Source organism: Labrys sp. KB_33_2, assembly GCF_052114505.1.
Taxonomy (GTDB): domain Bacteria; phylum Pseudomonadota; class Alphaproteobacteria; order Rhizobiales; family Labraceae; genus Labrys.
The window spans coordinates 40,065-62,528 of record NZ_JBFREW010000026.1 but is presented as its reverse complement, the minus strand read 5'-3'; the positions used below and the strand labels follow the sequence as shown (position 1 = coordinate 62,528).

The 22,464-nt window shown below is 61.4% G+C and carries 21 protein-coding genes; 10 read left to right on the top strand and 11 right to left on the bottom strand.

Annotated features, from left to right (window positions below; genetic code table 11):
- Nucleotides 1-156 precede the first annotated feature (156 nt).
- Both AB4037_RS31930 and AB4037_RS31925 read left to right on the top strand, forming a co-directional pair.
- The gene (locus AB4037_RS31930; protein ID WP_441774279.1) at nucleotides 157-579 is read left to right on the top strand and encodes an organic hydroperoxide resistance protein; all 423 of its coding nucleotides are present in this window, start codon (nucleotides 157-159) and stop codon (nucleotides 577-579) included.
- Nucleotides 580-792: 213 nt separating this feature from the next.
- Nucleotides 793-2,127 carry an epoxide hydrolase family protein gene (locus tag AB4037_RS31925; protein WP_441774278.1) on the top strand — a complete coding sequence of 445 codons (1,335 nt, stop codon included), beginning with the start codon at nucleotides 793-795 and terminating at the stop codon, nucleotides 2,125-2,127.
- Between the two features lie 56 nt (nucleotides 2,128-2,183).
- Here the strand turns inward: AB4037_RS31925 and AB4037_RS31920 are convergent, their stop codons facing one another.
- Nucleotides 2,184-2,840, bottom strand: a complete 657-nt coding sequence (locus AB4037_RS31920) for a TetR/AcrR family transcriptional regulator (protein WP_434961212.1) — start codon at nucleotides 2,838-2,840, stop codon at nucleotides 2,184-2,186.
- A gap of 117 nt (nucleotides 2,841-2,957) precedes the next feature.
- On the opposite strand from AB4037_RS31920, the gene AB4037_RS31915 reads away from it, so the two are divergent.
- The 3 genes from AB4037_RS31915 (at nucleotide 2,958) to AB4037_RS31905 (ending at nucleotide 6,487) form a co-directional block, all read left to right on the top strand.
- Nucleotides 2,958-4,148, top strand: a complete 1,191-nt coding sequence (locus AB4037_RS31915; RefSeq protein WP_441774277.1) for an HlyD family secretion protein — start codon at nucleotides 2,958-2,960, stop codon at nucleotides 4,146-4,148.
- 36 nt (nucleotides 4,149-4,184) lie between these two features.
- Nucleotides 4,185-5,801, top strand: coding sequence for a DHA2 family efflux MFS transporter permease subunit (locus AB4037_RS31910; RefSeq protein WP_434961214.1), 1,617 nt, complete (start codon nucleotides 4,185-4,187; stop codon nucleotides 5,799-5,801).
- A gap of 281 nt (nucleotides 5,802-6,082) precedes the next feature.
- The gene (locus tag AB4037_RS31905) at nucleotides 6,083-6,487 is read left to right on the top strand and encodes a hypothetical protein (protein ID WP_441774276.1); all 405 of its coding nucleotides are present in this window, start codon (nucleotides 6,083-6,085) and stop codon (nucleotides 6,485-6,487) included.
- On the opposite strand, the gene AB4037_RS31900 is transcribed toward AB4037_RS31905, so the two are convergent.
- Nucleotides 6,435-6,878 (bottom strand): MarR family winged helix-turn-helix transcriptional regulator, encoded by a 444-nt coding sequence (locus AB4037_RS31900; RefSeq protein WP_441774275.1) that lies wholly within the window; start codon nucleotides 6,876-6,878, stop codon nucleotides 6,435-6,437. The two genes, AB4037_RS31905 and AB4037_RS31900, sit on opposite strands and share 53 nt — an antisense overlap.
- 147 nt (nucleotides 6,879-7,025) lie before the next feature.
- On the opposite strand from AB4037_RS31900, the gene AB4037_RS31895 reads away from it, so the two are divergent.
- Complete coding sequence (locus AB4037_RS31895) at nucleotides 7,026-7,784, top strand: alpha/beta fold hydrolase (protein ID WP_441774274.1); 759 nt, start codon at nucleotides 7,026-7,028, stop codon at nucleotides 7,782-7,784.
- A 126-nt stretch (nucleotides 7,785-7,910) separates the two neighbouring features.
- Here AB4037_RS31895 and AB4037_RS31890 read toward each other — a convergent pair whose 3' ends face one another.
- Nucleotides 7,911-8,096 carry a hypothetical protein gene (locus tag AB4037_RS31890; RefSeq protein WP_441774273.1) on the bottom strand — a complete coding sequence of 62 codons (186 nt, stop codon included), beginning with the start codon at nucleotides 8,094-8,096 and terminating at the stop codon, nucleotides 7,911-7,913.
- A 1-nt stretch (nucleotide 8,097) separates the two neighbouring features.
- Here AB4037_RS31890 and AB4037_RS31885 point away from each other — a divergent pair, with 1 nt between their 5' ends.
- Nucleotides 8,098-8,367 (top strand): NmrA family NAD(P)-binding protein, encoded by a 270-nt coding sequence (locus AB4037_RS31885; protein ID WP_441774272.1) that lies wholly within the window; start codon nucleotides 8,098-8,100, stop codon nucleotides 8,365-8,367.
- 160 nt (nucleotides 8,368-8,527) lie between these two features.
- Here AB4037_RS31885 and AB4037_RS31880 read toward each other — a convergent pair whose 3' ends face one another.
- From AB4037_RS31880 to AB4037_RS31870, 3 genes are all read right to left on the bottom strand, one after another.
- Nucleotides 8,528-9,658: an NAD(P)/FAD-dependent oxidoreductase gene (locus AB4037_RS31880; protein ID WP_441774271.1), complete on the bottom strand. Its 1,131-nt coding sequence runs from the start codon at nucleotides 9,656-9,658 to the stop codon at nucleotides 8,528-8,530.
- 159 nt (nucleotides 9,659-9,817) lie between these two features.
- Nucleotides 9,818-11,329 carry an amino acid ABC transporter permease/ATP-binding protein gene (locus tag AB4037_RS31875; protein WP_434961221.1) on the bottom strand — a complete coding sequence of 504 codons (1,512 nt, stop codon included), beginning with the start codon at nucleotides 11,327-11,329 and terminating at the stop codon, nucleotides 9,818-9,820.
- Between the two features lie 60 nt (nucleotides 11,330-11,389).
- Nucleotides 11,390-12,142 (bottom strand): ABC transporter substrate-binding protein, encoded by a 753-nt coding sequence (locus AB4037_RS31870; protein WP_434961373.1) that lies wholly within the window; start codon nucleotides 12,140-12,142, stop codon nucleotides 11,390-11,392.
- A 314-nt stretch (nucleotides 12,143-12,456) separates the two neighbouring features.
- Between AB4037_RS31870 and AB4037_RS31865 the strand changes: the two genes are divergently transcribed.
- Complete coding sequence (locus AB4037_RS31865; protein ID WP_441774270.1) at nucleotides 12,457-13,527, top strand: LacI family DNA-binding transcriptional regulator; 1,071 nt, start codon at nucleotides 12,457-12,459, stop codon at nucleotides 13,525-13,527.
- A 1,472-nt stretch (nucleotides 13,528-14,999) separates the two neighbouring features.
- Entirely contained in the window at nucleotides 15,000-15,185 is a 186-nt protein-coding gene (locus tag AB4037_RS31860) for an MFS transporter small subunit (RefSeq protein ID WP_441774269.1), read from the top strand.
- A 389-nt stretch (nucleotides 15,186-15,574) separates the two neighbouring features.
- Here AB4037_RS31860 and AB4037_RS31855 read toward each other — a convergent pair whose 3' ends face one another.
- From AB4037_RS31855 to AB4037_RS31835, 5 genes are all read right to left on the bottom strand, one after another.
- Nucleotides 15,575-16,441 carry a D-psicose 3-epimerase gene (locus AB4037_RS31855; protein WP_434961224.1) on the bottom strand — a complete coding sequence of 289 codons (867 nt, stop codon included), beginning with the start codon at nucleotides 16,439-16,441 and terminating at the stop codon, nucleotides 15,575-15,577.
- A gap of 112 nt (nucleotides 16,442-16,553) precedes the next feature.
- Complete coding sequence (locus tag AB4037_RS31850) at nucleotides 16,554-17,558, bottom strand: ABC transporter permease (protein ID WP_441774268.1); 1,005 nt, start codon at nucleotides 17,556-17,558, stop codon at nucleotides 16,554-16,556.
- The gene (locus AB4037_RS31845; protein WP_441774267.1) at nucleotides 17,555-18,559 is read right to left on the bottom strand and encodes an ABC transporter permease; all 1,005 of its coding nucleotides are present in this window, start codon (nucleotides 18,557-18,559) and stop codon (nucleotides 17,555-17,557) included. The genes AB4037_RS31850 and AB4037_RS31845 overlap by 4 nt, the downstream gene beginning before the upstream one ends.
- Nucleotides 18,552-20,087 carry a sugar ABC transporter ATP-binding protein gene (locus AB4037_RS31840; protein WP_434961374.1) on the bottom strand — a complete coding sequence of 512 codons (1,536 nt, stop codon included), beginning with the start codon at nucleotides 20,085-20,087 and terminating at the stop codon, nucleotides 18,552-18,554. Before AB4037_RS31840 ends, AB4037_RS31845 begins: the two co-directional genes overlap by 8 nt.
- An 87-nt stretch (nucleotides 20,088-20,174) precedes the next feature.
- Nucleotides 20,175-21,128 (bottom strand): substrate-binding domain-containing protein, encoded by a 954-nt coding sequence (locus tag AB4037_RS31835; RefSeq protein WP_434961375.1) that lies wholly within the window; start codon nucleotides 21,126-21,128, stop codon nucleotides 20,175-20,177.
- A gap of 192 nt (nucleotides 21,129-21,320) precedes the next feature.
- On the opposite strand from AB4037_RS31835, the gene AB4037_RS31830 reads away from it, so the two are divergent.
- Nucleotides 21,321-22,412, top strand: coding sequence for a LacI family DNA-binding transcriptional regulator (locus tag AB4037_RS31830; protein ID WP_441774266.1), 1,092 nt, complete (start codon nucleotides 21,321-21,323; stop codon nucleotides 22,410-22,412).
- Nucleotides 22,413-22,464: the final 52 nt, after the last annotated feature.

Genomic DNA, 22,464 nt, shown 5'->3' with positions numbered 1-22,464 from the left:
AGGCGAGGTGGTGACGTCATGGCACGTCGCGACAATCGACCTGGGGTTTTCCATATCAGCGCCTGAGAGGCTGCCTATCGTTTTGGCCGTCTGCTGTCGGTCTTAAGTCTCCTCCAAGTATCGGTCATCACCGAATACAACAACAGGAGACTTCCCATGACTGCCAAGACTCTCTTCACCGCACATGTCCACACCGTCGGCGGCCGCGAAGGCTGGGCAAAAAGTTCGGACGGCCAGCTCGACGTCAAGCTGTCGGTGCCCGGCTCGAACCGTCCCGGCACCAATCCCGAACAGCTTTTCGCGGCGGGCTGGTCCGCCTGCTTCGAGGGCGCGCTCGGACACGCTGCCAGGGAACAGGGCATCAGGCTTCCGGCCGAGACTGCGGTCGACGCCGAGGTGAACCTGTCGCTTGATGAAGCGGAGGGGTATTTCCTGACCGCCCGCCTGAACGTCAGCATCCCCGGCATCGCCGATGATGTCGCACAGCGGCTGGTCGAGCGCGCTCACGCGACCTGCCCCTATTCGAAGATGACCCGTAGCGGCATCACCGCCAGCGTCGCGCTCGCCGTTTCTGCGTAGTCCAAACCCGCTGACTCTGGACTCACGGCTCCCACGCACGCGGAGCCAAGGACGCGGCGCGGCCTTCTCATCGATCCTGCCGCGTCTTCGCTCAAGCACCCCCGGGGAAAGTGCAAATTCTCCAAATCGCACTCTCCCTCTAACTCTTTGTTTTCACACATTTTTCATCAAGAAGCCCATCGGCTTCCCAAGAACTGCTTCAGGAGAACTGCCATGCCTGCCTCCCACCCCTTGATTGGCCGCAGGAACTTCGTCGCATCGGCCGTCGCCGGAACGATCGGTGTGATGCTTCCTGCCTTGATATCCACCGCAACAGCATCCCCTTCGAGCACCGGCAACCCGTCGTCCGACGCTGCCGCTGTCGGCCATAAGACGATCGGCGACAGTTCGATCCAGCCGTTTCGCTACCATGCGACCGACGACGAACTTGCCGACCTGAAGCGTCGGATCAAGTCGACCAAATGGCCGGAACGCGAGAACGATCCGACACAGGGCGTTGGTCTCTCGACCATTCAGAAGCTCGCCGACTATTGGGCGAACCAGCATGATTGGCGCCGTGCCGAAGCGCGGATCAACAGCTATCCGAACTTCATCACTAATATCGACGGCGTTGACATTCACTTCATCCACGTGAAGTCGAGGCATCCCAACGCGCTGCCGATCATCGTCACGCATGGCTGGCCTGGGTCGATCATCGAGCAGTTGAAGATCATCGGCCCGCTCACCGATCCGATCGCTTATGGCGGCAGTGCGGCCGATGTGTTCGATGTGGTGATCCCGTCATTGCCGGGCTATGGCTTTTCCGGCAAGCCCACCGTCAATGGCTGGGACCCGCAGCATATCGCGCGTGCCTGGGCCGTGCTGATGCAGCGGCTGGGTTATGACCGCTACGTCGCGCAGGGCGGAGACTGGGGCAACGCGGTGACCGAGCAGATGGCGCTGCAGCGTCCGCCCGGCCTCGCGGCGATCCACACCAACATGCCCGCGACCATTCCTCCGCGGATCGCTCCGCTGATCCCGAACGGCCCGGAGCCCGCGGATTTGAATGGCGAGGAGAAGCACGCCTGGGATCAGCTCGTCGATTTCTATTCGACCGGGCTTGGCTATGCGCAGGAAATGGCAGGCCGGCCGCAGACGCTCTATGCGCTGGCGGATTCGCCAGTCGGCCTCGCGGCCTGGATCATCGACCACGACATCCGCAGCTATAACCTGATCGCGCGCGTCTTCGACGGCGCCAGGGAAGGCCTGACGAAAGACGATATCGTCGACAACATCACGCTTTACTGGCTGACGAACACGGCGGTCTCATCGGCGCGGCTGTATCGGGAAAGCAAGCTCGCCTTCTTCGCGCCCAAGGGCATCTCCTTGCCGACCGGCGTCAGCGCCTTTCGTGACGAGATCTACCAGGCGCCGGAAAGCTGGACCCGCAAGGCCTATCCCAACCTTGTTTTCTACAAGCGCCACGACGAGGGCACGCATTTTGCGGCCTGGGAACAGCCGGAGGCCCTATCGCAAGACCTGCGCGCGACATTCCGTTCAGTGCGTTGAGGCCCGGCAACCGTCGCCGGACTGATCGAAACCGCGACCGTCCGCAAAGATCGATTCTAGTCTCTGTGAGCCCGGCATCCGTTCAGAAAGAGACGGGCGCACCGACGCGCCCGGGCCGCGATCTCCTCGCGTCCGGGCGGGGAGCGCAGGCCGAGCATGATGGCGCGCTGCGGCTCCATGGTCATCATGCCGCGGAGCATGCCGACTGCAGCCTCGGGGTCTTCGATCTCGATTTCGCCGAGATCGTGCTGCCGCTTGAGCCATGCCACCATGGTCTGGCTGGTGGGACGCAAAGCCAGTTCATAGAAGGCGGTGGCAATCTCGGGAAAGCGGTCGCATTCGGCCATGACGAGACGAAGGCTCGAAACCGCCTCCTCGTCGAAGGTCAAGGCGCCATAGCCGACCAGAATATGCTCAAGGGCCACCTCGATCGGTAGCTTTTCGAGGCGCTCCTCGTCCAGGTCCAGAAAGAAGCGCGAAATCCGTGCCGCGACGACACTGCGGAACAAATCGGCCTTGGTCGGGATCAGGCGGTACATGGTCTTGGTTGAGACCCCCGCCCGTTCGGCAACACGCCCCATGCTGGCGCCGGCATAGCCATGGCCATGGAATTCACAACGGGCGGCTTCGACGATCAACTGCCTGGTTTCTGCATCCGGCCGGATCTGCGGTCGCCCACGCTGGCGCCTGGGAGTTTCCACATTTAGGATCATGACCATTTTCCAAATTCTATTGACAGCAAGAGCAACTGAGACTAATTAGGAAAATAACAATTTTCCTAAAAGAGAGCAAGCCCGATTCCGGCAGCTCCACCAGGAAAGGATTGGATCATGAGCAAGCATGAAGTCGTCTTCACCAATGAGAAGACCGTCCCGGCGGCCGAGGCACTGCCCGGCATAGAGCTGGTCAATGAGCCTACCCTCCCCGTTCCACAGCAATCGACAAGAAAAGCACGTCCAGCGCGCTGGCTGTTGCTTGCCGGCGTTGCCCTTGCCGCTTTTGCAGGTGCCGCGCATTATGGCTGGGACTATTGGACGGTCGGCCGCTTCCTGGTCGCCACGGACGACGCCTATGTCAAGGCCGACAGCACGACGATTTCCCCGAAGGTGTCCGGCTATGTCGCGACGGTGTTGGTCAACGACAATCAGCCGGTAAAGGCCGGCGAAGTCCTGGCCCGGATCGACGACCGCGACTTCAAGGTCGCCCTCGAACAGGCCCGGGCGCAGGTCGCGGCGGCCAGCGCCAATATCGCCAACAAGGAGGCAGCCCTGGTTGCCGAACAGGCTGAGATCGACGCGGCGCAGGCTACCGTCGCCGTCGACCTTGCTAACCAGACCTTCGCCGAGCAGGAAGACAAGCGCTATGCCGAGCTCGCGCAGAAAGGCTTCGGCAGCCTCCAGAACGCGCAGCAGGCCTCCTCCCGCATTGCCGCCGCCCGCGCCGCAGTCACGCGCGACACCGCCGTGCTCGCCAGGGCCACCAAGCAGCTCGACGTGAACCGGGCCGAGCTTACCCAGGCGCAGGCCGCGCTCGCCGGCGCCAAGGCAGCGCAGGACCAGGCCGAGTTGAATCTATCTTATACCAATCTCGTTGCCCCCATCGACGGCATGGTCGGCAACCGCACCTTGCGGGTCGGCCAATATGTCCAGGCCGGCACACAGCTCATGGCTGTGGTGCCGAGCCGCGAGGCCTACATCATCGCCAACTACAAGGAGACCCAGCTCACCGATGTCCAGGCCGGGCAGCCGGTCGAAATTGAGGTCGATACCTTCCCCGGACAGATCTTCAAAGGCCATGTGGACAGCCTGTCGCCGGCAAGCGGCCAGGAATTTGCCTTGCTGCCGCCGGACAACGCCACCGGCAATTTCACCAAGATCGTACAGCGCATCCCGGTGAAGATCGTACTCGACCAGGCAGGCGCCCTTCCTGTCGTGCTTAGACCCGGCATGTCGGTCTACCCGTCCATCGACACCAAGCCGGAGGCGACGCGGATCGCCTCGGCGGTTGGTGCGATCAACTAAGGCGCGCCCCTTTCACACAGCGGCCAGGAGGCTGCGATGTCTACCCAGACCCAGATCGTTGGGCTCGGCTCTTCTCAAGCCCAGCCTCTTGCGGCGAAGCCGGTCGAAAAGGCGAGTACAAACGCCTGGATCGCGGTGCTCGCCGCCATGATCGGCGCCTTCATGGCGATCCTCAACATCCAGATCACCAACGCCTCGTTGCTCAACATCGAAGGAGGCATCGGCACCGGCGTCGACAATGGTGCCTGGATCTCGACGTCCTATCTCATCGGCGAGATCGTGGTGATCCCCTTGACGGACTATCTCAGCCGCGTCTTTTCGTTCCGGCTCTACATGCTGGTGAATGTGGTGCTGTTCGCCCTGTTTTCGGCAGCCTGTGCCTTCGCCCATGATCTCGGCACGATGATCGCGTTGCGTGGTCTCCAGGGTTTCGCCGGCGGCGTGCTGATCCCCATGGCCTTCACCATGGTGTTGACCAGGCTGCCCAAGAGCCAGCAACCGATCGGGCTGGCCATGTTCGCCTTGTCGGTCACTTTCGCCCCCGCCATCGGCCCGACCATCGGCGGCTATCTCACCGAGAATTACGGCTGGCAGACCATCTTCTTCGTCAATGCGCCGCCGAGTCTGCTCATGTTCGTGGCGCTCTATTTCACGCTGGAAAAGAAGCCGATGCAGCTCTCTCTCCTCAGGGAGGGAGATTGGGCCGGTATCACCACCATGGCCATCGGGCTTGCGGCGCTGCAGACCGTGCTCGAGGAAGGCAACAAGGATGATTGGTTCCAGTCGACTTTCATCGTCAAGCTCGCCTTGATCGCAGGCCTGTTCCTGACCGCCTTCATCGTCATCGAGCTGACCGTAAAGAAGCCGCTGGTCCAGTTGCGCCTCCTGATACAGCGCAATTTCGGCATCGGCATCGTGGTCAACGTGCTGGTGGGCGTAGCACTCTTCGGCACTGTCTACATCTTGCCGCAATATCTGGGCCAGGTGCAGCGCTACAATGCCGAGCAGATCGGCCTGGTCCTGGCCTGGACCGGCCTGCCGCAACTCCTCATCATTCCGTTCGTGCCACTGCTGCTCAAGCATTTCGACGTGCGTTTCATCGCTTTCGTCGGCATCAGCATTTTCGCGGCAAGCGCCTTCATGAATGTCAACCTTTCGCTGGACAATGCCGGCGACCAGTTCTTCCTGCCCAATATCGTGCGCGCCATCGGCCAGGCCCTGGTGCTGACGCCGATCAGCGTGATCACCACCGCGGGCATCGCGCCCAGCGACGCCGGCGCGGCGTCGGGCCTTTCGAACATGCTGCGCAATCTGGGCGGCGCGGTCGGTACCGCCGCGCTAGGAACGGTGCTCACCAAGCGCGAGCAGTTTCACTCCAACATCATCGGCCAGTCCGTCACTTTGTTTCGAGACGAGGTGCGCGACAGGATCGATCACCTGACACAGTATTTCATGGCGCATGGCGTGACCGATGCCGCCCTTGCCCAGCACAAGGCGATCGGTGTGATCGGGGCGACCGTGCACCGCCAGGCGCTCATTCTGGGCTTTGGCGACACGTTCGCGGTGATTGGCACGGTGCTGGCACTCGCAGCGGTCGCGGTGCTCCTGACCCGGAAGATCCAGGCCGGCAATGGTGGCGGCGGCGCCCACTGAAACGAGCATGGGACTCAAGCATTGGCGCGGCACCGGCTGCGGGCTGAGTTCGCCAGGACCTTTCCATCGGTGCGGACACATCGTCTGGCCGTTTTAGCGGGCCTCGAACCCCTGTCAGGGGCGCGAGGTCCACTTTTGTGTGGCCGCTTGCCCACCGCGGATTGAGACCCGTGATCCAGCAATCCGCACAGGCTACATGATCAGAGGGAAGGCCAATCTTGTAGTATTCTATCAAATTGCCTGAGATTGGCTCACGACGCCGATAGTTCGGAGTAACGAAAATGGGGCAGACAAAGGACAAGATCTACGCAGCCTTGGTGAAGGGTGCGACGGACGGCCTTCGCGGTGATGCTCTCTACGACGGCGTGGCTGCCAAAGTGGCAAAGACCGATAATGGACGCGTTGTGCGGGCATCCGTGCTGGCACTCAGCGACCCGACGCTAACCGATCGCAATGTTCTTAATGTCATCTATGCACTCGCGATCGAGCGGCGCCTGCTGGATCTGGGTGTGATGCCGTCTCGGCCCAAGCAGCGGCGCAAGAAGGAAAATGCCGCGAAAGAGACGGCAGCAATCCAGGCTATTCTTTCATCGCACAGCTTATGCGCTCAACCTCATGACCGCATGGTCCTTCCTACGCGAGCGCCTGGCGCATGCCATCGCGCAGCTTCTGGACCTTCTGATTGAGGTCGATCATCTCCGGCACGGTGAAGCCGGAATGCCTGAGCAAGGCATCGGTCAGGCAGCCTGTCCTGGTCCGTAGATTGCGACCTTTGGCGGTGAGGTGGACCTCCACCAGCCGCTCATCGGTGGTACTGCGCTTGCGCCCGAGAAAATCGGCCGCCTCCAGCCTCTTGACCGCCGGCGTAATCGTGCTCGGTTCCAGTGCCAGGCGCTCGGCGATCGCCGAGATCGTCAGGCCGTCCTTTTCCCACAACGTGCTCAGCACGAGATATTGGGTATAAGTCACGCCCAGCCCGTCCAGCATCGGCTTGTAGACCCGATTGATGGCGATCGAAGCCGAGTAGATCGAAAAGCAGAGCTGGCTGTCCAGCGGCAAAGTGGTGTCATCGGTCATGGCAGCCTCCACGAGAGCCTGGGGCAACGGCCCCGTTCCACGAAAATCATTATCGCGATAAAAAATATCTTTACAGGGAAATCGGGAGTGCGTATAGAATCATTATCGCGATAATGATTGTCGCAACATATCACAGGGAGACCGAACATGATCAAGACCCTCACCGCCGCCGCTGCCATCGCCCTTTCCGCCAGCGCCCTCACCCCGGCCCATGCCGCCCCCGCCACCAGGAACGTCGTGCTTGTCCATGGCGGCTTCGTCGACGGCTCGGGCTGGCAGGGGGTCTATGACATCCTCAAGAAGGACGGCTACAACGTCACCATCGTGCAAAATCCCACCACCTCGCTCAAGGACGATGTGGCGGTCACCAAGCGGGCGATTGCCCAGCAGGACGGCCCGGTCGTCCTCGTCGGCCACTCCTATGGCGGCGTGGTTGTGTCCGAAGCCGGAACCGACCAGAAGGTGAAGGCGCTCGTCTATATCGCCGCTTTCGTCCCGGACAAGGGCGAATCCGTTTCCAGCCTGATCGCCAACCCGCCGGCCGGCGCGCCCGTTCCGCCGATCCTGCCGCCGGTCGACGGTTTCCTGCTCCTCGACAAGGCCAAGTTCGCAGCTTCCTTCGCAGCCGACGTCGCCCCCAGGACCGCGGCCTTCATGGCCGACTCCCAGGTGCCATGGGGTGTCGAAGCACTCGCAGGCGCCGTCACCGTCCCGGCCTGGAAGGAAAAGCCCAGCTTCTATCTGGTCGCCACCGATGACCACATGATCCCCCCGCCTGCCCAGCGCCTGATGGCCAAGCGTGCCGGCGCCACCGTGGTCGAGACCAAGGGCAGCCACGCCGTCTATGTCTCGCAGCCCAGGGTCGTCGCCAAGCTCATCGAGCAGGCCGCCAACGGCACGAAATAACCGCAATCAGCCGAGCAAGCCCCCCGACGCGCAAGCGGTCGGGGGTTTTTCCAGTATAGCGCGGATCGGGAGACGGCAAACCGCATGGCGAGCTTGCCCGTCGAAAGCCTCGGCCGCCGGCGCGGACTACGTCAATCCTTGTTCGCTGAGCAATTCGGCACGTATCCTGCCGACGACGGCATCGATGAAAGCCGAAACGGCCAAGGGCAGGTGAGCCCGGTTGGGGTAGACGACGTTCATGGAGAGGTTGCGGCGCGTATATTGCGGCAGCACCGGCACCACTCGACCAGCCGCGAAATCGGCCGTCCCCACTATGGGAGCCGTCGCGGTTCGCCTCCTCGAGGACCCAGGTCGCTTTTCCGGCAAGCGCTTCGACCTCGCGGGCGACGAACTCACAGGCAACGACGTCGTCGCCATCCTCTCGCGTGTCACCGGCCGCCCGTTCAGCTATTTCCAGGTGCCGCTGGACGTCATTCGTCAACGCATGGGTGAGGAAGGCGCCAAGATGTATGAGTGGTTCGACCGTGTCGGCTATGCGCCGGCCTCACGTGGAGAGCTCACCAACACTGTCAAATGGAGATGAAAATGGGTGGTCTCAACGGCAAGGTGGCGCTCGTCACCGGCGCTGGACGCGGCATCGGTCGTGCCATATCGAAGCCCCATTCATCGCAGCGAATATTGCAGCGCGGCGGCGAGCATCCGAACTCGTCGAACGCGACGAGTTTGGATGCTTCCTCTTCTACCTACCGCGCCGCGAAGCGTTCAGGGCGAAAAGTGGCGAGCATGGGATGCTCGGCGCCTGTTGCCACCTCGTAAGCAAGCAGTTCACCGACGATGAGGCCCAAGGTTGCTCCGCTGTGGCTAAAGACAACATAATAGCCGGGGATGGCCTCGAGGGCGCCCACCACCGGCTCGCCATCGCCCGGGATCGGCTTGCCGCCCACGTCAATGGAGGCGGCTTCAAGCTTCGGATTGCCCTCCATCACCTTGGCTGCCTCGGCCAGCAGAGCATCGACCACCGACCCGTCGACGTCATATCCGCCATCTGGACGGAGTTTCACCCCCTGGTCCGCCGCCCAGTCGGCGTCCAGCGAAAAGGTGCCGCCAGGCGCCGGTCTGACGGCGACTCGCGGCGTGTTGAGAACAGCGCGCAGCGGATGGACGAACGGCTTGGTCTGGACCAGTAATGCGACCGGGGTTCCGTCACCGATCGTCTGGCCGCTTTCCTCGACCATCCTCGGCACTGCAGGCCCGGTCGCGAGCACGACGGCGTCTGCCGGAAAGCGGTTGCCTGCGGCAGTTTGCGCACCGACCGCCCGGCCGTTCTCGACCAGGACGCGTGCCGCGCCCTCCTCCGTCACCAGCGCACCGCCTCGCGCAGCGAATTCCTCGAGGAGCACGCCGATCAAAGCTGGCAGATCGACCCAGCCTTCCCCCGGATTGAAGATCGCGCCTTGTGGCGTGATCGCGCTCGCATCGACGCCTGGCGTAACACGGGCGACCTCGCCAGCCGAAAGCCGCAGGGCGTCATAGCCGATGGAAACTTCATGGCAATATGCCGCCTCGATTTCGTTGCTCGTATCGTTGGCATCCCAGGTCAGGCCCCCTTCGAAGCGAAGCCAGTCCGCATTTGGAAACCTGACCGACAGCGTACGGTAACGGTCGATCCCGGCCATGCGCAGAAGGTGATAGGGTTCAGAGCGCATGCGGGCGGAATTCAGCCAGGAGAGCGAGCGGCCGGAGGCGCCGTTGGCCGGCGGACCATCATTGAGGATGGTGACGCGAATGCCACGCCGGGCGAGTTGCACACCCGTGGAAACGCCAAAAATGCCGGCGCCAATGATGACGGCCGAGGTGATGGTGGTATCGGTCATAGTCGGGTCTTTCGATCAGCTAATCATGCGATGAAAATGACTGGGGCACCTTCCGGCGTCCGCAAGAGCCCCACGTCGTCTGGGGGCATTGAAGAACATCGGACTTTTCAAACGGCCCGGGTCATATGGCGATGTCATCGTGGGACTTTGGTCGAGCATTCACAGCACTTCGGCAAGGAAACGCTTGAGGCGCGGGCTTTGCGGGGTATCGAAAATGCTATCCGGAGGACCAGCCTCGACGATGCAGCCTTCGTCCATGAAGACGACCTGATCGGCAACACGCCGAGCAAAGCCCATTTCATGCGTGACGACCACCATGGTCATGCCACGCTTGCCGAGATCGGCCATCAGGTTGAGCACGCCCTTCACGAGTTCGGGATCGAGGGCGCTGGTCACTTCATCGAAGAGGATGACTTCTGGTTCCATGGCAAGTGCACGGGCAATGGCGACGCGCTGCTGCTGGCCTCCGGAAAGACCACCGGGCCGATGGTGTTGGCGGCTCGCAAGGCCGACATCCGCCAACCGCGCCTTGGCAATGCGCTCGGCCTCTTGCGCCGAAAGGCCCTTTATCCGGTTTGGCGACAACATGACGTTTTCCAGCGCCGTGTGATCCGGAAACAGGTTGAAATGCTGAAACACCATGCCGACGCGGCGGCGTAGTTTTTCCGGCTTCATGGCAAGGATGCTGCTGCCATCGAGCAGGATGTCGCCGCTCTTCGGCTCGACCAGACGGTTGAGACAGCGCAGCAGGGTCGACTTGCCCGACCCCGAGGGGCCAATGATGCAAGTGACACTGCCGGGCTTGACCGCAAGATCGACGCCCTTCAGCACCTCCAGTTCGCCATAAGCCATACCGAGGCCGCTCACGTCCAGGCTGCCTCCCTTGAAGACTGTGCTGATCTCGCCGCGCTTGACACCTTCCAACTCGCTGACTTCCTCCAGTCCACTGGAGACGGCCGTGGGCCGCTGTTTGCCAACGCGCAAGCGGTTGTCGATATAGTTGACCAGGTGGGTGAGCGGCACTGTTACGACGAGATAGAAAACTCCTGCAAGCAATAGGGGCGAGAGATTACCCGTAACCACCGCCTGGTCCTGGCCGACACGAAAAATCTCGCGTTCGGACGCAAGCAGGCCGAGAAAATAAACCAGGCTTGAGTCCTTCACATTACCTATGAACTGGTTGACCAGTGCCGGCAAAACGCGGCGCACGCCCTGCGGCACGACAATGAGCCGCATGCCTTCGCCGTAGCTCATCGACAAGGCCCGGCAGGCTTCCATCTGGCCGCGATCGACACTCTGGATCCCTGCGCGAAAAATCTCTCCGATATAGGCTCCAGCAATCAGGCTGAGCGCCAGAATACCGAGCGGATAAGGCGATGGGCCGAACAGATCGCGTCCGAGGCGGGCGAAACCCTGCCCAATCAGCAAGATGGTGACGATAGCCGGCAGACCACGAAAGACATCGGTGTAGACGCGGGCGGGAATGCGCAGCCAGGGTGAGCGCGAAATGCCCATGATCGCCAATACCATGCCGATCGCCACGCCCAGTACGGTGGAGGCTGCGGCCAGGATCAGCGTGTTCTTCAGGCCGACCGTGATCATGGTCGGCAGCACCTCGGCCATCGCATTCCAGTCAAGGAAGCTGCGACGAAGGTTTTCAAGCCAGTTCATAGGGAAGTCCCTTGAATGAAAGACCGGTCCGGCCGGCGCGTTCGGACCGGCAAAGTGGCATCATGGCTTGGGAAGATAGTCGGCCGGCATTGGCGTGTCGGGGAACCACTTTTCGTGCAGTTTCTTCCAGGTGCCATCCTGCATGGCCTCATGCAGTGCTTTGTTCAGCGCAGTGCGCAGCGCATCATTCCCCTTCCGGATGACAAAGCCGGCCGGGGCGTCAAAACTCGGGATGTTGACCGCAACCTTCAAGGCCGGATAACGGGCCGAATAGTCCTTGGCCGCCTCATAGTCGAGGAAATGGGCGTCGATGGTGCCATTGTTGAGCGCTGCTACAGCCGAATTGTTGTCGGGGAACTTCACCAAGTCGGTCCCGGCGAAATTCTTTTCGGCATAAATTTCCTGCAGCGTGCCCTGCACCACGCCGAGACGCTTGCCTTTGAGACCGCTCGCATCGGTGATGCCGGCATCTGACGCCAACACACTGAGGAAACCTGCAAGATAGCCATCGGAAAAGTCGACGGTTTGCTTGCGCTTGTCGGTCGTGCCGATCGCTGCGGCAGCAATGTCGAAGCGGCCATTGGCGACCGAAGGCATGAGCGCGGAGAATTCCTGGCCGGTGAAGACGACCTGATCTTTCTTGTAGCCCATGCGCTCGGCGACATTGAGAAAGAGTTCGATGTCGAAGCCTGTAAAGCCGCCGTCGGCGGTGGTGAAGGCGTAAGGTTTAGCGTCACCCATGGTGCCGACGCTGATCGTCTTGGCATCGATAAGACCGAGCGGGTTGTCGTCGGCCAGCGCGGCTGAGGCCATGCCACCGGTGATGGCAAGCGCCAGGACCAGGACTGCGGTCCGTATCCGGCCCAGAATCCCGGGGGTTGTAGTTGCATGGGTCATCGGGTCTTGTTCTCCTGCTCTGATGGTCATTTGCCGGACGGACAGACGCATAATCGTGCACCGGACTATGGTGCTCGGCCGTGCGTCCGGCCCTCCATCGCTTACCGCGCGGATGAGATATATTTTTTATATGATACCGGTCTCTTTCTAATTGAGACCGGTCTCTTTTGATTTTTAGATTGTTATATCTGCATTGACCGGTCGTCAATATGTCTTGTAAAGCTGAGGCCATGGATCAGGATCATGGCAAGGTGCCCTCCGTGACCGTCGCCGACGTGGCGCGCGTCGCCAGCGTTTCGAAAGCAACTGCGGCGCGTGTTCTGGGCGGATATGGCACGGTGAGCGACAAGGTAAGGATCAAGGTCCTTGCTGCCGCCAAGATGCTCGACTACCGGCCGAATGAGCTGGCACGCAGCATGACCACGGGTCGCTCCGGCACGATCGGCGTCGTGGTCGGCGACATCGAAAACCCCTTCTTCAGCTCGGCGGTGCGCGGCATCACCGATGTCGCACGCCTTGCCGGCTTCGATGTCATTCTCACCAATTCCGGCGAGGAGATCGCGGCGGAAAAGGCGGCGGTGAAGACACTGGTCGCCAAGCGGGTAGACGGGCTGATCGTTTCGCCCGCGCGCGACAACGATATCGAGCACCTACGCGATATCGAGCGCTCAGGTCGTCCGCTCGTCCTGCTCGATCGCGCCGTTGAAGGCCTATCCGTCGACACGGTGACCACCGACGATCGGCACGCCGCCGAGAGCATCACGCGCCGGCTTATCGCGCTCGGCCATCGCCGCATCGCCTATCTTACAGCCTCCGACACGCCGAACCATCGCTTCAGCAACCCGTTCGACATCAGTACCGGTTCCGTACGCCAACGCATCGAGGGCTTTCTCGGCATCTGTCGCGAAGCAGGCCTGGAAGGCATGGAAAGCTGGGTGCATGTAGGGGCAACCACGCCGGAACAAACGCACCGCATCGCGACCGCGATGCTCAAATCTTCGCAGCGCCCGACGGCGATCATCGCCTCAGACAGCGTGATCGGCCTCGAGGTGTTCAAGGCCCGCCGCGAACTGGATCTTAGCATTCCCGATGATTTGTCGCTGGTGTCGTTCCATGATGCTGACTGGACGTCCGTCACCACGCCCCCCATCACCGTCGTGCGCCAACCCGTCTATCGCCTCGGCGAAGCGGCCGCCAAGTTGCTGGTCGAGCGGTTGAACGGAAGCGACGTTGAGGCGAGACGCATCATCCTGCCGACGGAGATCGTTGAGCGTGCCTCTGTTGCCGTCGCACCTGCATAGACATTCCATACGCACTTGCGATCAAGCGCGACGACAGACTGTTTTGTTCGACGGCATAGTTCATTGTCCGTTCTGGAGCTTCGCGATGGCCCCTCCCCAACGAATTCTTCGGATGGGGCCCGCCACACTACAGCGCAAAATAAGTCGCGCAATGCGCAAAACTGCCATTCGAGATCCCCACCGCATGAGACGGAACGCGCAGATCGGAATACTGTGCCTCCGCTTCCGGTTTGCAAGCGAGCTTTTGTTAGCAGCACCAACATGGCAGCCAATCCAGTATCGTATCGATCCAGCGTCAGAATAGGCGGTCAATTCCGACCACGCCCCCATCGCACGTATCATCTGGCTCGATCCCAAGAAATTCCATTCCCGTCGCATTGCCGATTTCGTCACGACCTGTTGTCAGTCGAAGGCTGAAAGGCGGCGGCGCCTTCGGCCGGTTCAAAATGACCTTCCGTCCTCCAGTTCGCATACACTCGTCATAGTCTGTCTGGCAGGTCTTTCCGGTAGCCGGGATCCTGAACCACCTGCCATAGGAGCCGCCATGCGCCGCGATGGCTGCATACTCATGTTCGACGTCGGTGATATTGATGACGCACAGAATCCAGGCCGAGTCTGCGGGCACGGGCTTCGGCGGGTCATATGAGCGATCGATATCCGCATCCTGAATTATGAAATTGTCGTGGTTTGCTTTGCTTTGTAGCCGCTACAAATTCATCGTCTTCTCCATGTTCAACAGAACGCATGGTGCGTTTGCTGGCGGATTTGTCGTTGCGTGCTATGGACCCTGCGCTCCACGGGGCGGCAGGACGTTGGTGGCCTGTTTCGCGCCCTAGCAGGCCGGAGCGGTCAACCGAGAGCAACCATCCGTCCGAGGTTTCCTCCTCCAAGAACACAGCGATATCCCTGCCCGCCGAAAGACAGGCGTAGTTGCACTGCCAGTTGCAAAGCAACACGCGTGCCAAAGCGAAAACGGTCGGCAATTCGCTTTGCTGCCGTGCCGTACCGACCAATATTGGACAGGTTGTCGTCTCCAGCTCGGACAAAACGTCCGAACATATCAAGGCGACGGCATTCGCGACCTCCGCACGATTGGCACGCAGGGCGGCGGGTTCCGGAAGCGGTCTCGACCCTGTGGGGGCTCGAGGGGTTTCCGCATCGGCCCATAGCTTGGGTTCTCATATCGCTCGGTGACGCCTGGATTTGCGTTCGGATCATCGTGGCTTGCGGTCATGCACATCCCGGTTTGGCAGGACATTTTGTTCGTCGCCTCGGACAGATTGCCCGTAGCCACCATCCGACATTCCTGTAACTCTTTGATATTGCTTACCATGTTGAATGGCATGCGTCTTGCTGGCGTCTTGTCGATGGCCTTGAGCCAAGCATCGGCCCCACCAAACGATGGGCCGGATCAAATCGGCAAACGCAGCCGACAAGGTGCTGAGAAGACAGGCGGGGTGTCATGACAACCGATGCGGGCACACGAGATGATATATTGTCTGCACCAAGAAGGGCTGGATTTCTCGATCGGCAAAGGATCGTCGCCAGGCCCGGCTTCAAGGCCCTGCTTCAAGGCCCTGCTTGCCTGGGCCGCCGTCGCCATCCCGCTTTTCTGGGGTCTGTGGATCACGCTCAAAAGCGTCGTTGCATTGTTCTGAAGCTCGGCAGCATATGCGGCCGCCTTCCTGGCGGCCGCAATCCAGCGGTGGGAAGATCATGGTTTCTTGGAAGTCATGATCGGCGGACACCGAGAGGCCGAGATGGAACAGGCCCATGGCAAAGCCGCGGACCTGAAGGCCCTCGCGGCCTCCCGCATAGACGCTCACATGCCTGGCGGATGTTATGTCCGGACGGCATTGTCGACGGCAGCCTCGTCGAGCTTGTTGAGCGGCCCTGCCACTTCGGCGATCGCCTGTTGATGCAAAGTCATCGGCATGTCCTTCTCATCGTCCGTTGCTTCCAACGGATGAATGTGAATCGCATCCTGCCGAATGCCGCCTCCACAAGGTCAGGCGCCGTCCCGAACGAAAGCCAGCGACATTGCCAGTCAGCCGAGCACGAACCGCGAGAATTCCAGCGACCGGCGCGCATCCTCGTCCAGCCTGGCTTCATCCGCATTATTGCTCAGATCGCGCCAAACCTTGATGTCGTTGCCGACCTGGCCGCCCATCTTGACGAAGGGCTCCATCACGACCGCACCGCTGTAACCGATCTCGCGCAGTGCCGTCCCGATCTCGTGCCAAGGCAGACGGCCCGTGCCGGGAACGCGGCGATTATTTTCGCCGGTATGGAAATGACCGAGCAACGGCCCCGCAGTTCGGATAGCCTGTGCGAAACTGTCCTCCTCGATGTTCATATGGAACGTGTCGAGCATCACCTTGACGTTGGGCTTGCCAACTTCGCGAACGAAAGCCACCCCTTCTTCGGCGGTGTTGAGAACGTGGTTCTCGAACCGATTGAGCACTTCGAGGCACAGATTGATGCCGAGATTGCCGGCGAAATCGGCCAGACCCGCAATACCCTCAACGCCTCTCGCCCAATCCCCTGCCTTGTCGACGGGCTTGGAATAGTCGATCGGCCAGTAGGAATGGAGAGCGCCACCGATGACGTGGATGTCGAGCTTGGCGAGGTTCGTCAGCGTCTCCTCGAAAAAGGCCCGGCCTGCCTTCCTGACCGCCGGATCGGGGGAGGACAGGTTCCTCTCGTGGGACGGACCTATTCCCGCGGTAAGCGTGATCCCGTTCTCTCGAGCAGCGCGGGCAACTTCCGCAATGTGAGCCGGGCTATAGCTGTTCAGATGATGCGCTGCGATCTCGATCACGTCGAAGCCGAGCCTGGCAACCTTCTCGACATATTTCAGGCAGTCCGCGCTCCACTCCTGTTCCCAGTACGAATAGTAAATGCCGAACTTCATTTGTATCTCCAATATGATGGGAAGCGCTGTTGGCACGGCGACGACTGGGGCAGTTCTCCGGCGAACGGCCCCTCGACAGCCGGGCGTGACGAGTGAGCATGGTCGGACGAGTTCATCGTCTCATGAACATGAATGGCGGGAAGCCGTTCGCCCAGATCGAGCGCACGACCATGACTAGTAGCAGGAAGCCGCCCCACAGCGCGGTCGCCAAGTGCTGGTTGGCACCCAGCGAGTTCAGGCCCGAGGCGATCACCTGCAGGATGACGAGCGAGATCGCGACCGGCAGTACACGACCGAAACCGCCGTTCGGAGAAACGCCGCCGAGGAAGCATCCGAGCACGGTGATGAGCAGGTAGGCCTCGCCGTGCCCAACGCGCACCGAGTTGAAGCGAGACAGCATGACGATGCCGGCAAGACCGCACATGAGGCCGGACAACGTATAGATCAGCGTGAGCGAGCGGTGCGTCGAGATGCCCGAATAGCGCGTCGCCTCGAGATTCGAGCCGATCATCCTGGTCGCGAAGCCGAGGCGGGTCCGCGACATCACGACATACCAGATCAGTACCGCTGCGACGAAGACGAACACCGGTGCCGGTATGCCGAGCAGGGTTCCCTGCCCTATCGCCTGGACGGCATCGGGCATGCCCGAGATGTCACCGCCGCGAGTCAGAAATTCACCGAGGCCCCGCACGAAGATCATCATCGAGAGCGACACCAGGATCGGATGCGCCCCGGTGGTGGCGATGATCAGGCCCATAAGCCAGCCGATCGCCGCTCCCGTCGCCAGCGCCGCCAGGATGCCGAGCGCGATGGCAAACGGCCCGGCATCGACGCCGCCGAAGGCGTGCAGAACCGCCGCCATTGCGAGTCCCGACAGGTTGGCGGTGAAGGTGACGGAGAGGTTGAAGCCGTTGGAGATGATCGGCATCAGCATCGCCAGCGTCAGGAGCCCGAGTTCGGGTAGCTGGAAGGCGATCGAGGTGAAGGTCGTGCCGCTCAGGAAGCTCGGCGACGACACGCCGAAGACAAGACAGACGAAGACCAGCAGGGCAAGAAGCGCTCCGATTTCGGGATCGAAGAGCCGGTTCGTGCCGCTCGTCTTGTTTTGAGTGGTCACTGGGCCGTCCTCCGCGTCGGCGCAGCGCGCCAGTTTCCGATGAGTTTGCTGACACCCTCGCTCGAAAGCGTGATGGCGACGAGGATGATCACGCCGATGATCATCTTGAAGGCATAAGGCGAGATGCCGAGCAGGTTCAGGCCGTTCTGCGTCATCGCCACAAGGATGATGCCGAGGATGACGCCGAGGATCGAGCCGCGCCCGCCACCGAGCCGCGCGCCGCCGAGAACGACCGCGGCGAGTACATCGAGTTCGCGACCGTAGAGCGCGGTGGGGACGACCTCCTGCGCGTAGTGCGCTTGCATGAGCCCCCCGATGCCCGCCATGAGGCCGAGCCAGCCGAAGGCGAGATAGTGCATGGCGCCGAGGCTGACGCCGATGCGCCGCGCACCCTCGGTATTGTCGCCCATCGCGTAGAGCTGCCGCCCGGTGCTGGTCCGCCTGAGAAGCAGCCAGGTGGCAACGACACACGCGGCCATCACCGCCACCAGGATCGTGATTTCCGCGCGGCCGTCGGCGGTATCCAAGCTGATGATCGTGATCCGATCGGTCAGCCAGTCTGGAAGGTCGTAGAGCGACGAACCGCCGGTGAAGAACATCAGCAGGCCGAAGAAGAGATTATAGGTCGCAATCGTCACGACGATCGAAACGATGCGGAACCGATAGATCCAGAAAGCATTGAAGCAACCGAGCGCCGAGCCGATGGCGCCCGCCAGAATGAAGCCGAGCACCCAGTTTCCGCCGCCAACGGCCCCTAGGGCGAGCACCGTGAGATATTGGACGATCGACGCGGCGACGGCGAACGAGATATCGATGCCGCCTGCAATCAGCACCACCAGCAGGCCGACGCCGAAGATGATGTTGACCGAACTCGCGTTTAGGAGATCGAACAGATTGGACAGTGTCAGGAAAGTCGAGGTCGAGACACTGAGAAATGCGCCCATGACGAGAATCACGAGGATGAGCCAGCGCTCGGTAGAGCCGATGCCGAGGCTACGCATGAACGGCCTCCTCAATTGCGTCGATTTCGACGTCCTGCGGCCGATATTGGCCGACGATCTGGCCGTCACGCATGTGCAGCACCACGTCCGAGTTGAAATAGACTTCCGGAATTTCATCGGAGATGAGCAGGATCGCCATCCCCTCGTCGGCAAGCTGGCGCACGATGTTGAAGATGCCAGCGCGAGCACCGACATCGACGCCGACCGTCGGCGAGTCGAGGATTAGCAGGCGGGGCTTGGTCGATAGCCACTTGGCGAGGACAACCTTCTGCTGGTTGCCGCCGGAGAGGGTCGAAATGGCATTGCCCGGCTTGCCGATCTTGACGCCGAGATCCCTGATCCATTTGCTGACCAGCGTATCCCGTTTCCTGAAAGACAGAAGCGGCTTCGGATCGAGCAGGGTATCGAGGACCGAGATGACGGCGTTATCCTCGATCGATTGCGGCTGGATCAGTCCCAGCGTCAGCCGATCTTCCGAGACATAGGCGACGCCGGCATCGATAGCGTCTCGATTGCTGGCGAAGCGGATGGGCTTGCCGTCGAGACGTATGTCGCCTTGGTCCGGCTGTGTCATGCCGAACAGGCTCAGCGCGAATTCCGTGCGGCCCGACCCGAGCCGCCCGGTCAGCCCGACGATCTCACCTTCGCGGACCGTCAGCGACACGTCCTTGTATTCGCGGCCCTGTGACAGGCCCTTGACTTCGAGCACCGGCCTCTTGGCCGATAGATCGCGGCGGCTGACGGCATAGCCGAAGGTCTTGCCGGTCATGAGTTCGGTGAGCCGGGTCTGGGTCATGCCGGCGGTCGGAAATGTTCCGACGAGCTTGCCGTCCTTGATCACCGTGACGCGGCTGCAGACATCGAGCACCTCAGCGAGCCGATGGCTCACGAGCACGACCGATATGCCTTCGGCGGAAAGGCGCCGGATGATGTCGAGCAGCGCTTCGGTCTCGGCGTGGCTCAGCGATGCGGTCGGCTCGTCCATGAAGACGAGCGTGGCCTCGGTCACCAGCGCACGGGCAACGGCCACGATCTGGCGCTGGGCGATCGGCAGTGTGCGTAGCGGCGCGTCGAGATCGAGCGTGACGCCGAGGCGCTTGAGGATTCTCTCCGCGTCGGCGCGCATCGCACCGTAATTCACGAGGCGCGGACGGCCGCCGAGATTGCGCTCGAAACCGATGTTCTCCGCCACCGACATTTCGGCGAACAGCGCAAGATCCTGCCAAATGACTTGAATCCCGAGGCCGCGCGCACCGGCCGGGCTCAGGTCGGCAATCGGGCGCCCCATGAAGCTCATCACCGCCCCGGGCTCGGGCTGATACACGCCGGTAATGATCTTGATCAGTGTACTCTTTCCGCAGCCATTCTCGCCTGCGAGGCACAGAACCTCTCCCGGCATGATGTCGAAGCGGACGTCATCGAGCGCTTTGATACCACCAAACTGTTTGGAGACATGCTCGATTTTCAGCAAGGGAACAGCGGGCGCCGCCGCGGACTCTCCTGCCGCAGTTGCATGGACATTGGCCATTGTCTGAAAGCTCACGGAATGAGGGCTTCATCGGGAGCACACCCGGCGGCGACACCGGGTGTGTTTCCAGGCAAATACGTCGAGGGGTCAGAGGCCCATCTTCGCCAGATCGTCGATCGTGTCCTTGTTGAGCTCTACCAGTTCGTTCACGATAAGATTGTGGCCATCCGGATGCACGACACCGAGACCGGGAATATTGGTCCCGTCCTTGATCGGTTCGCCCTTGGCAACCATCTGGCCGAGGGTGACAAAAATCTCTCCCGCGAGCGCCGGATTCCACATGAAACCACCGGTCAAAACACCATCATGCACGAGCTTCCGGCCCTGGCCAGGCGAGAACGGGCCGAGCACCAGCACCTTGCCGTCGAGATGCTTCTCCTTCACCGCGCGCGCCGCCCCGATCGGGCCCTGGCTGCCAAAGGCGAGGAAAGCCTTGAGGTTCGGATTGGCACGAATCAAGTCGAGAGCCGTGCTCCGCGATTGATCGACGTTCTCCGCCACACCGTACCGGTCGCCGACCACCTTCATGTCGGGTGCGTTCGCCTTGATATAAGCAATCGCCGCATCGGCCCAGGCGTTGTGCAGCGGCACTGTGAGCGATCCGACGAACACCGCATATTCGCCCTTGCCGCCCAGCGCGTCCACGAGACGCTTGCCGTAGGCCTCGCCGAAGCCTTTCGCGGACGCCAGCTCGAAGTCATAGTCGGCGTTCTTTTGCTTCGGTGACTCGTGGGTGATCACCTTGATGCCCGCCTTGCGGGCGCGGTCGAGCACGGGCTCGAGCACCTCCGCATCGTTAGGAACGACGCCGATAACGTCGACTTTCTTGGCAATTAGATCCTCGATCGCACGAACCTGCAGGGCCGGGTCGGCGCTGGTAGGGCCGACCATGAAAGCGTCGACGCCGAGCTCGGCCGCTTTCTTTTTGATACCGGCCTCCATGGCATTGAACCACGGAATACCACCGATCTTCACCACTACGCCGATGACCGGCTTGTCCGCCGATGCGCGGGCGCCACCGAGCACGCCCGGTATCAGCAAGCCGCCAACCCCGAGGGCCGAGCCAGAGAGAAAGGTGCGGCGGCTGATCTTCGACGCACGGATGGAGTCAGAATGCGAAGTCACGAGAGTCCTCCCAGTTTGTTTTGCCGGCGACGGCGTTAGTTGCTCCCGAAGCCTTTCTTAGCTAAATCCATTCAGCACAGATTGTCAAGATAGCTGAAAGGATTTAGCATGCATTTTCAGAAAGTACCGAACTCGATCCGCATAGCCAGCGAGGGGACGATGGCGCGCTCGCCAAGCACACGTAGATCCACCATCTATGACATCGCCAAGGCGACCCAGGCCTCCCCGTCCACGGTGAGCCTCGTGCTCAACGACAGTTGGAAGCGCTATCGCATCAAGGAAGAAACCGCCAAGCGAGTGCTGAAGGCAGCCCAGGAACTCGGCTACGCCGTCAACATGAAGGCCAGGGGCTTGCGCCTGTCGCGCTCCGGCCTTGCCGGCATGATCATCCCCCATTACCGCAACCGCTTCTTCGCCGGCCTTGCCGAGGCTTTCGAGGCGGATACGCGCCAGCGCGGCCTGTGCCCCATTGTGGTGAGCACGCGGCGCGACGAGGAAATCGAGGCCAGCGTCACCAGTACCTTGCTGTCCCAACAGGTCGAGTTCCTGTTCATCGCTGGCGTGCGCAACACGAAGCCGCTCAATGCCCTGTGCCGGGCTGCGGGCATTCCTTGCGTCAATCTCGACTTACCCGGCAGCGATGCGCCCTCGGTGGTCACCGACAATTACGGGGGTGCGCGTGCCCTCACCGAAAAACTGATCGCCAAACTACGAAAGCGTCGGAAAGCACCGCGTGACCTGCTCTTTCTCGGCGGCGTTGCCGGAGAGCATGCCACCGACCGCCGTATCGACGGCTTTCGCGACGCCGTGGCAGCCAATGGGCAGGAAATAGTGCTTGAAGTCGCCTGCTGCGGCTATCGTCCTTCATCGGCTCGGGAAGCCCTCACTGCTCACTTCGAAGCGCTCGGCCGCATGCCGGACGGCCTCTTCATCAACTCCATCACCTCTTTCGAAGGGCTCGTGCAATTCTCCCTGCAGGTACCGCGCCAAGCCATGCGCGAGGTCAGCACGGTGTGTTCCGACTGGGATCCGTTCGCAGCCCACCTGCCCTTCGACGTGATTATGACACGTCAGAACGTCGAGACCATCATCGCCGAGGGCTACGCGCTGGTGGACAATTATGTTCCGGGCGAGAATCCGATGGTGGTGGTGCCACCGGAATTCGCACCGAGCTCGGAGCGGGAAAGCAATTGGCGCTGAGGAGAAAGGGCTAAGAGGCGGACGGCTAAGAAGTTCTCACCTACGCCAAGGG

Coding starts and splice junctions, on each gene's coding strand:
- AB4037_RS31930 (WP_441774279.1), top strand. CDS start 157: ATGACTGCCAAGACTCTCTTCACCGCACATGTCCACACCGTCGGCGGC.
- AB4037_RS31870 (WP_434961373.1), bottom strand. CDS start 12,142: ATGGCCTCAGCCGCGCTGGCCGACGACAACCCGCTCGGTCTTATCGAT.
- AB4037_RS31840 (WP_434961374.1), bottom strand. CDS start 20,087: ATGGCCAATGTCCATGCAACTGCGGCAGGAGAGTCCGCGGCGGCGCCC.
- AB4037_RS31885 (WP_441774272.1), top strand. CDS start 8,098: ATGGGAGCCGTCGCGGTTCGCCTCCTCGAGGACCCAGGTCGCTTTTCC.
- AB4037_RS31905 (WP_441774276.1), top strand. CDS start 6,083: ATGGGGCAGACAAAGGACAAGATCTACGCAGCCTTGGTGAAGGGTGCG.
- AB4037_RS31865 (WP_441774270.1), top strand. CDS start 12,457: ATGGATCAGGATCATGGCAAGGTGCCCTCCGTGACCGTCGCCGACGTG.
- AB4037_RS31855 (WP_434961224.1), bottom strand. CDS start 16,441: ATGAAGTTCGGCATTTACTATTCGTACTGGGAACAGGAGTGGAGCGCG.
- AB4037_RS31920 (WP_434961212.1), bottom strand. CDS start 2,840: ATGATCCTAAATGTGGAAACTCCCAGGCGCCAGCGTGGGCGACCGCAG.
- AB4037_RS31830 (WP_441774266.1), top strand. CDS start 21,321: ATGCATTTTCAGAAAGTACCGAACTCGATCCGCATAGCCAGCGAGGGG.
- AB4037_RS31880 (WP_441774271.1), bottom strand. CDS start 9,658: ATGACCGATACCACCATCACCTCGGCCGTCATCATTGGCGCCGGCATT.
- AB4037_RS31860 (WP_441774269.1), top strand. CDS start 15,000: ATGCGGGCACACGAGATGATATATTGTCTGCACCAAGAAGGGCTGGAT.
- AB4037_RS31845 (WP_441774267.1), bottom strand. CDS start 18,559: ATGCGTAGCCTCGGCATCGGCTCTACCGAGCGCTGGCTCATCCTCGTG.
- AB4037_RS31925 (WP_441774278.1), top strand. CDS start 793: ATGCCTGCCTCCCACCCCTTGATTGGCCGCAGGAACTTCGTCGCATCG.
- AB4037_RS31875 (WP_434961221.1), bottom strand. CDS start 11,329: ATGAACTGGCTTGAAAACCTTCGTCGCAGCTTCCTTGACTGGAATGCG.
- AB4037_RS31900 (WP_441774275.1), bottom strand. CDS start 6,878: ATGACCGATGACACCACTTTGCCGCTGGACAGCCAGCTCTGCTTTTCG.
- AB4037_RS31895 (WP_441774274.1), top strand. CDS start 7,026: ATGATCAAGACCCTCACCGCCGCCGCTGCCATCGCCCTTTCCGCCAGC.
- AB4037_RS31910 (WP_434961214.1), top strand. CDS start 4,185: ATGTCTACCCAGACCCAGATCGTTGGGCTCGGCTCTTCTCAAGCCCAG.
- AB4037_RS31915 (WP_441774277.1), top strand. CDS start 2,958: ATGAGCAAGCATGAAGTCGTCTTCACCAATGAGAAGACCGTCCCGGCG.